This window comes from Chryseobacterium sp. Y16C, assembly GCF_022488405.1.
Lineage (GTDB): Bacteria > Bacteroidota > Bacteroidia > Flavobacteriales > Weeksellaceae > Chryseobacterium > Chryseobacterium geocarposphaerae.
The window spans coordinates 1,922,017-1,937,877 of the sequence record NZ_CP092711.1; the positions used below are offsets into that span (position 1 = coordinate 1,922,017).

Below are 15,861 nucleotides of genomic sequence, written 5' to 3' on the forward strand. Positions count from 1 at the left end.
CCTGGAGCCTCGGAATTTTTCGGGGCTTTTTATTTATCTGCTAAAATAAAGGCCAATCAGCTGCTACAATCAGTTATTACAATTTTATTAAAAACACTACTAAGTCATATTTAGTATAATATTTTTTATACTTTTGATATCAAACTACTAATCAATAACAAAATAACTATGAAAATCAAAACAATTCTCAAGGATCGTTTTCATTACCCCTTTCCTGATCTTATTAATCCTTTTGCCAGTGATCTTCAAATGGTAACAGATCATCAATGGATCGATTCCGAGCTTAAAGATTTAATTCCCGTTTCAACAAGAGATAAGTATAAACGAACTAAAACAGGCTATATGTCTGCTCGTTGGTGGCCCAAAACCAAAAGCTTTGAACGTTTGCGACCATTGGGTAGATTCATGCTGTGGTCTATGTATAATGATGATATGTATGAACTGGCTAGTCTTGATGAAGTTAAGAATGCACAAAATATGTCAATTGCCATATTGAAAGGACAAATTACAGCTGATGAAGCCCTGATTCCACTTGGATATCAACTACAAAGCATTCGGGATGGATTTCTTAATTTTATTCCTCAATCGTCTGTAAATCGGTTTGCCGATACACTGAATGAATATTTTGATGGCTTGCAAATGGAAGTGTTATATAAACAAAATAAAGTATTTCCGTCAGTAGGTAATCTTCTTAATATTAGGGTTAGAATATTAATGATCTGTGCTTTTATTGAGACCATAGAAATACAGAACGAGGTCACATTGCCAGATCATATTTATTCGCATCCTATCATAAAAAGAATGTATGATCTTACCACCAGAATTATAGGTTATTTTAATGATGTTCAATCTTTATTAAAAGATGAAGAAAGTGGCGATGTATATTTTAACATCGTGAAAGTATTGCAGCACCATTACGGATTATCCAAAGAAGATGCCTTGGAGGAAACTATACGTTTACACGATAAAGATCTTGAGGAGTTTAAAGAACTGCAATCTATTCTTCCTGATTTCGGAGAATGGAATAATGCTGTTGCTGATTTAATTGAAGGAATGGGATTCTTTATGAAAGGATGGCAATCCGTTTCATTATTAGAGACTGAGCGTTACGGTATGGGTGGTTTTCCGCAAATGGAAGAACTTCCTAAGGCTTAATAGTAACTTATATAATGTGATCAAAAATAGCTGGTGTTTTCCACAAAATAATTCGTAATATTTTGCGGTTTATGGGAAGAGGAAGTAAGCAAGCTGGGAGCAACTTACCAATATAATAAGTGCTGTAAACAATAGTTTAAAGAATCATTTTCACCACACTTCTTTTTGTAAAATTATTGGAATAGCTTTATGCTAAAATATAGTTTTACAAATAGCTTCTGGTTCATGGCTGTATGATTTTTCATTCAAAAATTGTTTATGTATCTCATCAAATTCTTTGATACAATATTGTTTTTAACTTCATTATCAACAAAGTGTTGTATCTTTAATTTTACTTAATAATTATGAGAAAAACCCTTTCATTAACCTTTTTGCTATGTAGTATTTTTCTTTTTTCACAAGAAAATAAAAACAGTAATTTCCTTCCACTTCCTAAGTTAGAAATTCAAGATTTAGTAAAAAAAAATAAAGCCTAATAAAAATTATACAAATTGGGCTCTTGTTTATTATGATTTTACTTCCAGCAATATTTTATTTCAAAAAGGTAAAAAGAAATTATCACCATTGAGATCTGAAAATGATTTTTACGGATTTTCCCTTGTATTCCCGGTGGCTGTTATTCGTATTTTTATGCAATTAATAAAAATAATCAGGAAGAATATATAACAAAAGAAAAAGGTGTAATTAATTTTTTTGGAGAAATTGACACCATTGAAGAAGCACTGTTTATTGCTATGTTACATGGTTATGGCATTGATGAAGACTATAAAAATGGAAATGTCTACAAGAAATTGAGTGATGAATTTATATTGCATTTATCAAAAATTTCACATTCACCGTACAAAAAGGAAGCATTTATCATAACAATTAAAAAAGATGGATCATTCAGCGCAAAATCAGATGGAATATATCATGATTCGAATGTTCGGATTGATATTTAATTGATTGAAAAAAATTCAAAATTTCATTAAATACTTAAAAAAAGACAGACTCTAAAAGTCTGCCTTAAAAAATATATCGTCTTATTTTTTACTCTACATTCACTACCTTTTCAATTTCAGGAGCATGCTGTTTAATGGTATTTTCAACACCTAATTTCAACGTTGAGAAATTAAGCGAACACCCTGAACAGTTTCCTAAAAGTTTTACAAATACTGTACTTTCCTTTACATCGATCAGCTCAATATCTCCTCCGTCTTTATTAAGAAACGGACGAATGCTTTCCAACGCTTCCATTACTCTCGTTACAGTCTCTTCGTGTGTTGTATTTATCTCCATATTTGGGTTTGGTTTTCTTATTTTTTAGGTGAGCAACCCGCCATTGTCGTAATTTTTACTGCCTCAGTCGGAGGAAGATTTTTATTTCTTTCCACAAGGCTTTCTATCATTTTCTGTACAGTTTCAGTATAGATATCAGAAATTTTAGAATTTTCCTGTAATGCGGCAGGTCTTCCTACATCTCCCGCTTCCCTGATACTCTGAATCAAAGGAATTTCTCCTAATACAGGAATTCCCAAATCATCTGCTAAATATTGTGCTCCCTGGTTTCCAAAGATATAATATTTATTCTCAGGTAATTCTTCCGGAGTAAAATAAGCCATATTTTCTACCAATCCAAGTACCGGAATATTGATGCTTTCCATCTGGAACATCGCAATTCCTTTTCTAACGTCTGCCAAAGCAACATGTTGAGGGGTACTTACAATTACCGCTCCTGTTACCGGAACTTCCTGAATAATGGATAAATGAATATCTCCTGTTCCCGGAGGAAGATCGATCAATAAAAAGTCAAGCTCTCCCCATGCTGCATCTCTGATCATCTGGTTCAACGCTTTTGAAGCCATTGGCCCCCTCCAAACAACCGCCTGATTCGCTCCTGAAAAATATCCGATCGAAAGCATTTTTACTCCGTAATTTTCAATAGGCTTCATCAAACTTCTGCCGTCCACTTCTACTGTAACCGGTTTTTCTCCTTCTGTATCGAACATCGTAGGAACTGAAGGCCCATAGATATCTGCATCTAAAAGTCCTACTTTAAAGCCCATTTTAGCCAAAGTAACTGCGATATTGGCAGAAACCGTAGACTTTCCTACTCCACCTTTACCTGATGCAATAGCGATAATATTTTTAATCCCAGGAATCTGCTTTCCTTTGATCTGGCTTTGTTGAATTTCACTTGGTTCCGGTGAAACTATCTTAAGTTTTAAATTAATCTCTTCTCCGAATTCACTGGCAAAAGCCTGCTTCATCGCTGCTTCCAGTTTCTTTTTTTCGTGCATTGCCGGTGAATGGGCAGTCATATCAATATATACTTCTGTACCCATAATCTGAAGATTATTCACCAGGTCATCTACTTCTATCTCTTTAAGGAAATTTTGTACCTTTTCTTTAGTCAACATAAAAAAATAAATTGTCTACAAATTTACGGAAATTTTAGCTATTTAGAATAAGTAAACTTACTGATAGATAAATTCTTTTGCAGAATAAAATTTTGTGGTACTTTAGGGGAATTTTTAAACTTAAATCTGAATGAAAAAAATAATATTCGTTCTTTTAGGATTGGCAGCCTATCATTTGTCTGCACAAAATTATTCACAATATGTAAATCCATTTATAGGAACGGGCGGTCACGGACACACATTTCCCGGAGCCATAGTTCCTTTCGGAATGGTACAGCTTTCTCCCGATACAAGAATTGATGGAAGCTGGGACGGATGCAGCGGGTATCATTACTCAGACTCTGTGATCTACGGATTTTCTCATACCCACCTGAACGGAACAGGAGTTTCTGATTATGGGGACATCATGCTGATGCCAACCATGGGAAAACCAAGCCTGGACAGTAAAGATTATTCATCCAAATTCTCTCATAAAAACGAAAAAGCAACAGCAGGATTTTATGCTGTTAAACTGGATAAGCATAATATTGATGTTCGTTTGACTACAACAAAAAGAGTCGGTTACCACGAATACACCTTCAACAATGCCGGAAATGCAAATATCATTTTAGATTTAAACCATAGAGACAAGCTCCTTGAAGGTGAAGTAAAAGTCATCGATAGTAAAACAATTGAAGTTTTCAGAAGAAGTGAAGCCTGGGCAACCAATCAATACATTTATGCCCGAATTGAGTTCTCCAAACCTATGAAAATCTCTAAAACCAAAAAAGCAGGAGAAAGCACAGATGGAGATCAAGCAACTTTCACCGGAAATGAAATAGCATTAGCTTTTTCAACTGCTGTAAAAAAAGGAGAAAAAATCAGCTTAAAGGTTTCAATTTCTCCAACCGGATATGAGGGGGCAGAAAAAAATATGTTGGCAGAAGGAAAATCCAATGACTTTAATGCTATTCAAAAACAAGCTGTAGCAGATTGGGATAAAGAATTATCAAAAATTGAGGTTAAATCTTCTGATAAGGATAAACTGACGGTTTTCTACACAGCCATGTATCACGTTTTCACACAACCTAATATCAATATGGATGTTGACGGAAAATACAGAGGTAGGGACAATAAGTTCTATTATGCTAAAGATTTTGATTATTACACCGTCTTCTCGCTTTGGGATACTTTTAGGGGAGCTCATCCTTTAATGACATTAATCGAGAGAAAAAGAACAGCTGATTTCATTAATACCTTTATCAAACAATACGAACAAGGCGGAAAACTTCCGGTTTGGGAACTGGCTTCCAACGAGACAGAATGTATGATCGGCTATCATGCCGTTTCTGTAATTGCAGATGCAATGGCAAAAGGAATTACCAGTTTTGATTATGAGAAGGCATTCCAGGCTTCAAAAAATTCTGCCATGCTGGATATTTTTGGATTAAATGCTTACAAGCAAAACAATTATATCGCTATTGATGATGAACACGAAAGTGTTTCCAAGACAGTAGAATATGCTTATGACGACTGGTGCATTGCTCAAATGGCTAAAATTTTAGGCAAAAAAGAAGATTACCAATATTTCATGAAACGCTCACAAAACTGGAAAAATTTGTACAATCCAAAGAACGGATTCATGCAGCCCAGAAAGAACGGAAACTGGTATGAACCATTCGAACCGAGAGAAGTTAACAACAACTATACGGAAGGAAATTCATGGCATTACTCCTACTCTGTTCAACAGGATATTCCGGGATTAATTGCTGCTCACGGAGGGAAGGAAAAATTTGAACAATTTATCGATGCTATTTTCTCTGCACCCGATAAAACAACAGGTAGAGAACAGGTGGATATCACAGGTTTGATCGGACAGTACGCTCAAGGAAACGAACCGAGCCACCACATTGCTTATCTTTATAACTATGTAGGAAAACCTGAGAAAACAGATGCCAAAATCAAATATATCCTAGATAATTATTACAAAAACGCTCCGGACGGATTAATTGGAAATGAAGACTGCGGACAGATGAGTGCGTGGTATATTTTGAGTTCACTGGGAATTTATTCTGTAACTCCGGGATTACCTGAATGGCAAACGACAATACCTTATTTTGATGAGGTTAAGATTCATCTGGAAGACGGAACAACAAGAACCATCACGAAAAATACGGGTAGAGAAGAGCTTAAAAAATTAGGTTTTGAAAATGCCAAATCATTTAAAGATTTCAAATATGATGAATTAACGGCAACACCTGTTATTGCTGCGGCAAGAATTTTTGATTTAAATACAAAAGTAGAAATCACTGCTTTGAATCCTGATGATAAAATTTATTATATGACATTGGATGAAGGGGATGCCAATGTAAGAAAGACTTTCAAAGCATACAGCGGACCTTTTACCATTACAAAAACAACTCAGGTTTCAACATACGCAGAAAGAAAAGGTGAGAAAAGTTCAATCGTAACGGCAAACTTTAACAGAAGACCTAATAACTGGGACATTACAGTAAATTCAACACCTACTCCTCAATACACTGCAAGTGGAAAATTATCTTTAATCGACGGAATTTTAGGCGATACCAACTGGAGAAAAGGTGAATGGCTGGGTTATCAGGGGCAGACTTTTGAAGCAATTATCGATATGAAGTCACCTCAGCAGATTACGCAATTGTCTTCATCATATCTTCAGGACAGCAAAGCATGGATTTTAATGCCGAAAAGAGTAGAATATTACGCTTCCAATAACGGAAAAGATTTCATTTTATTAAAAACGGTTGACAACACGCTTGATCCTAAAGACGAAACCGTCCAGAAGAAAGACTTTACAGCCGAAATTCTTCCGACACAGGCCCGTTATATCAAAATAAAAGCTTATCATTTCGGGAAACTTCCGGAGTGGCATCAGGGAGCTGGTGGTGAGGCTTATATTTTTGTTGATGAGATTTCTGTAAAATAATATTTTACTGGTCAATATAGAAGAAGCGTTTCGGAAAAATCCGAAACGCTTCTTCTTTTACAGAATTTTCCGTTTTAAACATAAAAGAAAAAATTAAGTTGGTTTCTTTCCATTAAATTATTTCCCTAAAATTCATAAATTTATCTATAAATGACCGATGTTAGTCGAAAATATTTCGTTTTCCTCTTCTTTATCAGTTATTTTGTAGATTGATAGTAAAGATGCTTATGAAGAAGGAAAAAACAAAAGTTTCCCGTTTATCCAAGATTCTGAAAATTTCCGGAATAAGTTTAGGCAGTGTTGTATTGATTCTGTTTATAACTCCTTATTTTTTCAAAGACACCATCAACAGTGGCATCAAAGAAGTTTCCAAAAGCTATATAAAAACGGATGTAGATTTCAAGGATTTAGATATTTCCTTCTTTACTCATTTTCCTAATCTTACCGTTACTCTTACTAATTCTTCCGTAAAAGGAAACAGTCCTTTTCAGACGGAAAATTTGATTGATGCAGAAGAAATTGGCTTAGGAGTGGATATTACCAGTCTTTTTGACGAGAAGATCATTTTCAACAAACTCTATATTGAAAATGCAAATATCAGAATGAGGGTGGACAGTTTAGGAAGAAATAATTTTGATATCCTGGTCTCTGAGGAAGAAGCTAAGGAGAAAAATGATTCTAAACTGGCGTTGGCTTTACAGAACTTCAGAATTTCCAATTCTAATTTTATTTATGATGATCAGCTGAGCAAAACTCATTTAAAATTAGACAATTTGGAATATAATGGTCTGATCGATCTTTCGAATGATATTTTGAGCTTAAATGCCAATACAGACATTAAAAATACCCTTTTCAGGTTAGATAAAAATATTTGGGTTAAAAATTTACCCTTAAAAGGAAAAATCAATACAAAAATCAATATCAATCAGTTAGGATTTTATTTTATAGATAATCCTTTGATTTTAGGTGAATTTCCGTTTAATCTTCAGGGAAGTTTAAAAATGCCGAACGAACAGCAGGTCTATGATCTAAAAATCATAACTAAGAATGCTGACTTAAAAGCCATTCCTGCCATTATTCCGGAAGCATATCAAGAATATGCAAAACAGGTTGAAATGAAAGGTAAAACCGATCTCCTGTTTACCATGAAAGGTATTTTGAATCCATCGAAGAAACAAAGTCCGGATATCCATGTCGAAACCAACATTCATAATGGATTTTTCAACTATCAGAAATCTCAATCTCCTATCAATAATCTAAGTTTAACTTCTGTCATTGATATTCCTGCTCTGGATGCCAATCGGCTGAAAGTAAAAGTAAACGAACTTGATTTCAGTTTATTAAACGGCTATACCAGAACCAATTTTGTTTTTGAGAACGGTTCTACGATGTTTTCTAAAGGAATAATCGATTCAAACGTAAACCTTGAAGCCTTAAAGAATGCAACCGGATATAAAAAAATTGATGCCAGAGGAAATCTTAAACTGAATGGGAACTGGAAAGGTTTTATCTCACTGTCTGCGAAAAAAAAGCTGCAAAAAGTCCCGTTATTTGATATAAAAGCAGATTTGAAAGACGGATATTTCAAGATGAGGGAAATGCCTGCTGCTTTGGATCATATCAATTTGGATATGACGGTTCACAACACAGATGGCAATTTTAAAAATACAGCAGTTTTAGTTCATTATATTGATGCAAAAGCACTGGACAATTATGCAAAAGGAAAAATTGAAGTAAAGAATTTAAACAATTATCCTATTGATGCAGATTTTACCGCAAAAATCCATCTTCAGGATATTTATAAGATCTATCCGGTAAAAGGCATTGAGCTTCGCGGCGATCTTTTTGTAAAATCTAAAGCCGTTGGAACGTATGAACCGAAACGTAAGAGAGTTCCTGTAAGTAACAGTACTTTATCGCTGAAAAACGGTTTTATAAAATTCGCCGATTATCCTGAGCTTCCTTTAGAAAACATCAACGTAGAGACTCATGTAAAAAGTGGAAGAGGCTCTTTTAATGATTTAGATATTAGCGTTCTTCCTATTTCATTTACATTAGCGGGAAAACCTTTTACCGTAAAGGCTAATCTGAAAAATCTGAACAATCTCAATTACAGATTGCATTCCAAAGGACAGCTTAATTTAGGTGACATCTACAAACTCTTCCCTATTGAAGGTCTGGATATTAACGGTGTTATTTCCACTGATGTCGGATTGAAGGGGCAAAACGGAGCTGCTTTGGACAATATTCAGAACAGAGGTTTTGTGAAAATTGAAAATATCACGATTCATTCTAAATTTTTCCCAAGCAACTTTGTAATAAAAGAAGGTTTGTTTAAACTAAACGGAAGTCAATTGACATTTGAAGATGTAAAAGCACGATACAAAAAGAATGTATTTGTTTTTAACGGAAGCGTGTCTAACTACATCAATTATATTCTAAAAGATCAAAACCTGAGTGGAAGCATCAATTTCACTTCAAAAAAAGTCAATATTGATGACTTTATGGCTTATAATTCGGGAGTATCTTCTAATTCCACTTCTGCGGAAGATGGTGTTATTTTACTTCCAAAAAACCTGGATATTACCATCAATGGCAATGCGAATGAAATACTATTCAAGGATATTAAGCTCAATAACTTTAAAGGAAACCTGTCTTTAAAGAACGGTAATTTAGCCCTTAATGAAACGGAATTCGGAATGATTGGTTCTACTTTTAACGCTGACGGAACTTATTTTCCGATCAATGCTAAAAAAGCAAAATTCAGCATTAATACAAAAGCTAAAAACTTTGATATCCAAAGAGCATATAAAGAAATTACGTTATTCCGGGAAATGGTTTCTGCCGCAGAAAAAGCACATGGGAAAGTTTCTCTGGATTATCATCTGGAAGGCGATCTGGGTGCTGATTTCTTCCCAAGACTGAAGACAATAAAGGGAGAAGGAGTCTTGACTTTGGAAGACATTCAGTTTCATGGGTTTAAAGTATTTAACTCTGTGGCTGAAAAAACCTCAACCGATGCACTGCATGATGCTAAAGTAAGTAAAGTCAACATTAAAACAAGCATTAAAGACAACGTAATCACCATTGAAAGAACGAAATTTAAAATTGCAGGTTTCCGACCGAGAATTGAAGGACAGGTAAGCCTGGATGGGTATATCAATGTCGGAATGCGTTTAGGGCTTCCTCCTTTCGGAATTATTGGTATCCCGATTAAAATCACAGGACCTTCAGATACATTTAAAGTAGAAACAGGAAAATATCAGAAAGAAGACCTTAATGAAACTGATGATGACTACAAAGATTACCAAAAATCTTTAGAAGAAGAGGCTGCTAAAAAAGCAGAAGGAGAAAAAACAGATTCTAAACCGAAATCATAAAGAAACCTCATCACAATGATGAGGTTTCTTTTCACAAAACTAATTTAATCGAGGTATCTTTTTGTAAACCATGTATCTAAGAAATTAATACTCAGATTGAGCATATGATAATTCTCCCGTATCGGAATATTATTCTGAACGCCATGAATTCCGTAGCCGTAATTTACATTCAGAATAATTTTATTGAAAGGGATTCCCAGTCCCACCGTAGCTTCCATTTTATCGATCTTGGCATTATTTACCTTGTAATATCCTGTATCATAATTAAGTCCGAAACGATAGATAAGTGCTTCTGATAATGACTGTATTCTTTTTCTTCCCGGAAGAATTTCAAAACCTAATCCATAGGTATTCTGCCTGTAGTATTTTTCAGGAGTTACGGAATTGACCACCTGATCCCACTGGCTTTGCATAAAGTCAAAAGTTGCACGGTATCTGTCATTTTTCAGAATACTGATTCCGGCTCCAAACTCAAAAGGCAAAGAAGAATCTTTTGTTGAGAGCTTACTGGTAACGGTATTGGCGTAATCTTTATTTTCAGTATAGCCTACTTCTCCTTTGGCCACCAATTTACTTTTGAAATTTACTACCGCACCCAAATTCAGCAGAAGCCCGCTGTCTTCAAATTCTTTTCTGTACTGTGTTCCCAAGCCATAACTAAATCCTGTATAACGTATATCCCTGCTTAGCTCTATTTCTGAAGTAGTCGCTATGGTTTCTTTACGGATAATGGTTCCGAAATTATTTTTCACTTTTCCCCCAAAGCTCCAGTTATCATTAACTTTATATCCAAAACTGGCTCCCCAATTGGAAAGTCCTCCGCTTCCTTCATAAGTGATCGGATATTCACCTGCCGTTCCTTCGATAGGAATACTAGATGAGATTTTATAATCCGAAGAAGTTGTAGGCTGCATACTTAGCCCTACAAAAGCATTTTTTGAAATTCGTAAAGCAGCTGAAAAGTTGGTAAAATTGGAGCTCAGCCTTTTATCTGTTCCTAAATTACTGGAAATGGTATTGTATTTCATAAGGCCACTTACATCAAAAACGACATTTTTTGTAGAAATACTGGTCATGGCTGCAGGGTTTTTAGAATTGATATAATCCGGTGCTTCCAAAGCAATTCCCGTATTTCCCAACGCTATGTTCCTGGCATTATCTACATTGTTAAACATTCCTATTCCAAAATAGGAATAGGGTGAAGCATTTTGAGCCGAAATCTTCTGACCTCCTACGCAGGCAAAAAGTATAGCAATGAGTATTGTTTTATTCTTCTTCATAAATACTTAATTAATATCCCAACATATAAACTTTCAGCTTGGCAGGATTTGTTTTATTTTTTTGATCACCAAATACTACTTTTCCTGATAAAACATCTGTATAGGAAGAAGGATAGATCAATGTATTATAATTTGAATCCGACGATTCGGATAATATGGTATTCACATAAGTTTTGAAAGAGAAGTCATAAGAGTGCTCATTTTGAAACTCACTGGCATTAGAAAGACTTGCCGTAATTTCACTGGATCCGTCACTTTGTGAATATGAACCTACAATATGGTTAAGCTTATCTCCCCAATAGTAATACAATGCATCCGGATTATAGAAATTATTAGAATAATATCCCGCAACCGGGCTTAATGAAAGTGTAGCATCTATGACTTTATAATTTTGATACAGATTTTTCAGTGACTTGAGATAAAGAACTTCAACCTTAGTAAATACTCCGATCCCGGCCATGAGATATGTCTTATTTCCTAAATTTTGGGAAGGTATAGGCGTTTTGGGAGTAAGATTAGCAAGTTCAGAACCCGAAAAATCATATCCAATTTTATTGTAACTATAGGTTGAACTTGGTTTCAAATCTAAAGTATATTTTAGCAATTCTGTTCCGTTTTGTGAGGTTGTATGATAATATAGCCTTACTGTATTTGATACTTTTTCTTTAGTACTTTTATTAATCTGAACTTCATAGGTAGAATTCATCTTGAAACGCATCATAGCATTATTGTCGCTGGAAGGAACAAGTGCCAATCCTTTAAAAAAGTTCAGGAAATTTTCCTGAGTCGCCACATCATTATTTTTCAGCGTATTAAAAATACTCAGTCCATAAGACTGGTCAAGACGCATCTTCACATAACTACTGTCTGTTCCGGGTCTTGGATAAAATTCAGCACTTCCTACTGAATTGGGAGAATAGTTAAAATTACTTTTATTATATAAATATCCGTTGTTTAGCTTTATTCTGTCTTGTAAAGGATAAGCATTCAGTTTAAAACTTTTCAGTGTATCTCCGTAATAAAAATCAGTATTAGTAAGATACATTACGATAGAATCAAAAACGGCTGATGAAGGGGAAGTTATTCCATAGGTAGAAGGAGTAAGCTCAAAAAGAGAAGAAGAAGTTACCTTTCCAAATGTTTGATCCTTTATGTTTCCGATCAGCATCACATTTTTTCCTGAAGTCGTCACAGAATCCATTATGATGGTAGACATTTTCATGGTAAGGGTATCAATCATTACCATCTTAGACTGAGCACTCGTCCAGGAACTCCCTACTTCATAAGTATTGCTTTCATCTTCACAGGAAAAAAGAAACAACATTAAAATACATAATAAAAGGTATTTGTACATTTTTTTTCCGCAAACATATAATGAACAAGCAATGGCTTAAAATTTTTTCTTCCTTTCATCATGAGTTGTAGACCATATCAAAATCTGTGTCGATATTTAATATATTTAAAATCAGCATCATATTTATCTAAAAAAAACAACCGTTCGCCTACAAAAAATATGTGTTCGTCTAAAAAATTTTCAAAATACAATGAAATGAAATTTTTTTGCAGCAAAAAGAATGAATAATGAATCGTAAACTTTCAATCTTCGCTCTTACTATTGTAGGAACATTTTTAGTAACAAGCTGCAAAAATGATGATGACGAGGAGCTAATGGGGAATTGGGTAAGAGTATCTGATCTAGATGGTAAACCTCGATCTAATGCATCTGCTTTCGTAGTAAATGGAAAAGGATATATCACAGGAGGATATGATGGGGAATATTATTATAATGACTTATGGAGTTATGATCCTTCTCTGAATGCGTGGACACAAAAGGCTGACTTTCCCGGTTCAAAAAGAAGCTCTGCAGTAGGTTTTGCGACTAATTCTTATGGATATGTAGGAACAGGATATGACGGATTGAACAAGCTAAAGGATTTTTACAAATACGATCCTTCCTCTAATACCTGGAGCCAGATTGCAAACTTTCCGGGAACAGAAAGATATGCCGCGTTAGCTTTCGGGATCAATAACAAAGGATATGTAGGAACAGGTTATGATGGAAGTGAGCTGAAGGATTTTTATAAATATGATGAATCTTCTTCATCTTGGAGTGCTATCACAAGTTTAGGAGGGTCTAAAAGAAGAGACGGGGCTGTTTTTGTTATTAACAATATTGCTTATGTAGGTTTTGGAACCAACAACGGAAGCCTTGTTTCAGACTTCTGGGCATTTGATCCTAACGCTGAAACATGGACGAGAAAAGTAGATACCAGCAACGATGACGATTCTCAGAACCGTACTTCTACAGCAGCCTTTGCAGCCGGAGGTTTGGGTTATGTTTCTACAGGATCTACAGGAGGAGTTGTCAATACAACCTGGGAATATAATCCTGCAACAAATGACTGGACAGAAAGAACAGGCTTTGAAGGTTCTGCCAGAGAAAGTGCTTGTTCATTTTCAATAGGAAACTACGGATATGTGCTTACGGGGAACAGTGGTTCATCTTATTTTGATGATATCTGGGTTTTCCATCCAAACGAAAGTGAAAATGATGATGATTAAAAGATTTAGGAAGTTCCTTTTTGTTTCGGGGATTATTATGGTTGGCTGCCAGAAAAAAAACAGTGATTTTGAGATCAAGATTACTAAACAGGACGCCGGATATGGTTATCAGATCATTAAAAAGAAGAGGATTCTTATCAACCAGCCATATATTCCCGCTATCAATAAGCAACTGCCTTTTAAAAATAGTATGGAGGCTCATAAAACAGCCAATCTTGTGATGAGTAAAATAGGAAAACTTTCTTTACCGAGGGTTTCCGTACAGGAATTGGACTCTATGAATATTACGTACTGAATTCTATATTTTTTGTAAAACAATGGATTCCTTCAATACCAAATTGAAGGAATTTTGTGCTCACAAGCCATAAAAAAACACACCACCTATGACTGCATTTTTTAAAACTTTCCGAACCATATACATTTACCACTGGGTAATATGGATTATTCTCATACTCTTTAAGCTGTGTATGGATTATGCCGTTTTTGGGAACTTCCTGTTTTTCATCAATTTTAAAATTTTTCTGGTATTTTTTATTCTTTTTTACCTTAATTATAGTGTATGCTTACCTTTTATCATTAAACAAAAGCCCAATACGATACTTGCCATCACTATTTCATTTATTGTAATATATGTGGGTTTAATGATCGCTTTCTTTCCTCCTTTACGAAAACCTCCGCATTTTCCTCCGCCGGGAGGCTTTATGAGGCCTGGAAGAATGATGAAATTTAATCATGATCTTAATTTTTATGATATTTTCTTCAAAATAGGTCTTTTCTCAATTGTTTTCAGCACCCTGCTTTTCTTTGTCGATAAGTGGACGGAAAACGGCAAAAAAATAAAAGAATTGGAATTCGAAAGACAGTCAAGTGAATTAAAGATCCTCCGCGAGCAAATCAATCCTCATTTCTTTTTTAATGCTTTAAACAGTATTTATTCGCTTTCGATTGTGCAATCTAAGGAAACACCGAGAGTTATTCTTATTCTGTCTGATATTATGCGTTATGTGCTGAGTACGAAAAACAGGCAGAAAAACAATCTAGAAGATGAAATAAATAATATTAAAAAATATATAGAAATACAGTCTATCCGTTTTAAGAAATATAACAATATCCATTGTGTATTTGAAGGCAATTTCAAAGCGTATGAAATAGAACCTCTTCTGCTTTTAACCTTTGTAGAAAATGCATTTAAACATGCAGATATAAGAAAAGGACCTCTAGATCTCTTTGTCTATATGAAAGATGATATATTAGGTTTTAATATCAAAAACTTTTATGAAAAAAAGAATGCAGATACCTTTAGCAGCAATAAAATGGGAATAAAAAATACCAAAATGAAACTTGACCTGATATATCCTGAGAAATATCAGCTTTACATTAATGATAATGGCTCCGAATATCAAATTAAATTAAAACTTCAACTGAACTAATCATGAATTGTATTATTGTAGACGACGAAGAACTTGCCCACAACGTCATCGAAGAATATATCTCGAGAATTCCTTTTCTGAATCTGGTAAAAAACTGCTACGATATTCAGGAAACCATTCAGGTCTTACAAAACAACAGTGTAGATCTTATTTTTCTTGACATTAATCTTCCCAATATTTCCGGAATCGAATTTTTAAAAAGCTTTAATAAACTTCCTAACGTGATTATCACAACTGCTTATGACGATTGTGCTGTTCAGGGGTTTGAAATGGATGTTATCGATTATTTACTAAAGCCATTTTCCTTTGAGCGGTTCTTGAAAGCGGTTTATAAAAGCTATAACCTTCAGAATAACACAAAGATTTTGCAGGAGAAAAGTAGTCAGAATCTCTTTAATGACTCTTTTATTTTCGTACGTTCCAACAATGAAGATGTGAAGCTGAATTTAAGTGAAATCATAAGAATCAATGCATTGAAAGATTATATCATTATCTTCACGGAAACCAGAAAACTGATCATCCATCAAACCATGAAATCTATTTCCGAAAAAATAGATTCCGAGAATTTTATCCGGGTGCACAATTCGCATATCATCTCACTCCGTCATTTACAGAGCATCGGAAAAAACAATCTGTTGATAGGAAACGAAAGAATTCCCGTAAGTGAAAAATACAAGGCTTATCTCAACAAAACAATTGAAAAATATAAATAAT

Annotated in this window: 11 protein-coding genes; 7 read left to right on the plus strand and 4 right to left on the minus strand. The window is 34.6% G+C overall.

Features of this window, described 5'->3' with window-relative positions; all coding sequences use genetic code 11:
• Nucleotides 1–168: 168 nt before the first annotated feature.
• Nucleotides 169–1,155 (plus strand): terpene synthase family protein, encoded by a 987-nt coding sequence (locus MKS83_RS08480; RefSeq protein ID WP_240582797.1) that lies wholly within the window; start codon nucleotides 169–171, stop codon nucleotides 1,153–1,155.
• A 1,029-nt stretch (nucleotides 1,156–2,184) separates the two neighbouring features.
• Here the strand turns inward: MKS83_RS08480 and MKS83_RS08485 are convergent.
• Together MKS83_RS08485 and MKS83_RS08490 are read right to left on the minus strand one after the other, a co-directional pair.
• The gene (locus MKS83_RS08485; RefSeq protein WP_240582798.1) at nucleotides 2,185–2,433 is read right to left on the minus strand and encodes a NifU family protein; all 249 of its coding nucleotides are present in this window, start codon (nucleotides 2,431–2,433) and stop codon (nucleotides 2,185–2,187) included.
• Nucleotides 2,434–2,450: 17 nt separating this feature from the next.
• Nucleotides 2,451–3,554, minus strand: a complete 1,104-nt coding sequence (locus MKS83_RS08490) for an Mrp/NBP35 family ATP-binding protein (RefSeq protein ID WP_100376429.1) — start codon at nucleotides 3,552–3,554, stop codon at nucleotides 2,451–2,453.
• Nucleotides 3,555–3,684: 130 nt separating this feature from the next.
• Here MKS83_RS08490 and MKS83_RS08495 point away from each other — a divergent pair, with 130 nt between their 5' ends.
• The gene (locus MKS83_RS08495) at nucleotides 3,685–6,495 is read left to right on the plus strand and encodes a GH92 family glycosyl hydrolase (RefSeq protein ID WP_240582799.1); all 2,811 of its coding nucleotides are present in this window, start codon (nucleotides 3,685–3,687) and stop codon (nucleotides 6,493–6,495) included.
• A 227-nt stretch (nucleotides 6,496–6,722) separates the two neighbouring features.
• Nucleotides 6,723–9,875, plus strand: a complete 3,153-nt coding sequence (locus MKS83_RS08500) for an AsmA family protein (protein WP_240582800.1) — start codon at nucleotides 6,723–6,725, stop codon at nucleotides 9,873–9,875.
• A 44-nt stretch (nucleotides 9,876–9,919) separates the two neighbouring features.
• Here the strand turns inward: MKS83_RS08500 and MKS83_RS08505 are convergent, their stop codons facing one another.
• Both MKS83_RS08505 and MKS83_RS08510 read right to left on the minus strand, forming a co-directional pair.
• Nucleotides 9,920–11,155 (minus strand): OmpP1/FadL family transporter, encoded by a 1,236-nt coding sequence (locus MKS83_RS08505; RefSeq protein ID WP_240582801.1) that lies wholly within the window; start codon nucleotides 11,153–11,155, stop codon nucleotides 9,920–9,922.
• A gap of 10 nt (nucleotides 11,156–11,165) precedes the next feature.
• The gene (locus MKS83_RS08510) at nucleotides 11,166–12,509 is read right to left on the minus strand and encodes a DUF4270 family protein (protein WP_240582802.1); all 1,344 of its coding nucleotides are present in this window, start codon (nucleotides 12,507–12,509) and stop codon (nucleotides 11,166–11,168) included.
• 227 nt (nucleotides 12,510–12,736) lie between these two features.
• Here MKS83_RS08510 and MKS83_RS08515 point away from each other — a divergent pair, with 227 nt between their 5' ends.
• From MKS83_RS08515 to MKS83_RS08530, 4 genes are all read left to right on the plus strand, one after another.
• Nucleotides 12,737–13,717, plus strand: coding sequence for a Kelch repeat-containing protein (locus MKS83_RS08515; protein WP_240582803.1), 981 nt, complete (start codon nucleotides 12,737–12,739; stop codon nucleotides 13,715–13,717).
• Nucleotides 13,704–14,012 (plus strand): DUF4907 domain-containing protein, encoded by a 309-nt coding sequence (locus MKS83_RS08520; RefSeq protein ID WP_157798764.1) that lies wholly within the window; start codon nucleotides 13,704–13,706, stop codon nucleotides 14,010–14,012. The genes MKS83_RS08515 and MKS83_RS08520 overlap by 14 nt, the downstream gene beginning before the upstream one ends.
• An 88-nt stretch (nucleotides 14,013–14,100) precedes the next feature.
• Nucleotides 14,101–15,147: a sensor histidine kinase gene (locus MKS83_RS08525; protein ID WP_240582804.1), complete on the plus strand. Its 1,047-nt coding sequence runs from the start codon at nucleotides 14,101–14,103 to the stop codon at nucleotides 15,145–15,147.
• A 2-nt stretch (nucleotides 15,148–15,149) separates the two neighbouring features.
• Complete coding sequence (locus tag MKS83_RS08530) at nucleotides 15,150–15,860, plus strand: LytR/AlgR family response regulator transcription factor (RefSeq protein ID WP_240582805.1); 711 nt, start codon at nucleotides 15,150–15,152, stop codon at nucleotides 15,858–15,860.
• Nucleotide 15,861: the final 1 nt, after the last annotated feature.

Coding starts and splice junctions, on each gene's coding strand:
- MKS83_RS08480 (WP_240582797.1), top strand. CDS start 169: ATGAAAATCAAAACAATTCTCAAGGATCGTTTTCATTACCCCTTTCCT.
- MKS83_RS08515 (WP_240582803.1), top strand. CDS start 12,737: ATGAATCGTAAACTTTCAATCTTCGCTCTTACTATTGTAGGAACATTT.
- MKS83_RS08490 (WP_100376429.1), bottom strand. CDS start 3,554: ATGTTGACTAAAGAAAAGGTACAAAATTTCCTTAAAGAGATAGAAGTA.
- MKS83_RS08525 (WP_240582804.1), top strand. CDS start 14,101: ATGACTGCATTTTTTAAAACTTTCCGAACCATATACATTTACCACTGG.
- MKS83_RS08495 (WP_240582799.1), top strand. CDS start 3,685: ATGAAAAAAATAATATTCGTTCTTTTAGGATTGGCAGCCTATCATTTG.
- MKS83_RS08505 (WP_240582801.1), bottom strand. CDS start 11,155: ATGAAGAAGAATAAAACAATACTCATTGCTATACTTTTTGCCTGCGTA.
- MKS83_RS08510 (WP_240582802.1), bottom strand. CDS start 12,509: ATGTACAAATACCTTTTATTATGTATTTTAATGTTGTTTCTTTTTTCC.
- MKS83_RS08530 (WP_240582805.1), top strand. CDS start 15,150: ATGAATTGTATTATTGTAGACGACGAAGAACTTGCCCACAACGTCATC.
- MKS83_RS08485 (WP_240582798.1), bottom strand. CDS start 2,433: ATGGAGATAAATACAACACACGAAGAGACTGTAACGAGAGTAATGGAA.
- MKS83_RS08520 (WP_157798764.1), top strand. CDS start 13,704: ATGATGATGATTAAAAGATTTAGGAAGTTCCTTTTTGTTTCGGGGATT.
- MKS83_RS08500 (WP_240582800.1), top strand. CDS start 6,723: ATGAAGAAGGAAAAAACAAAAGTTTCCCGTTTATCCAAGATTCTGAAA.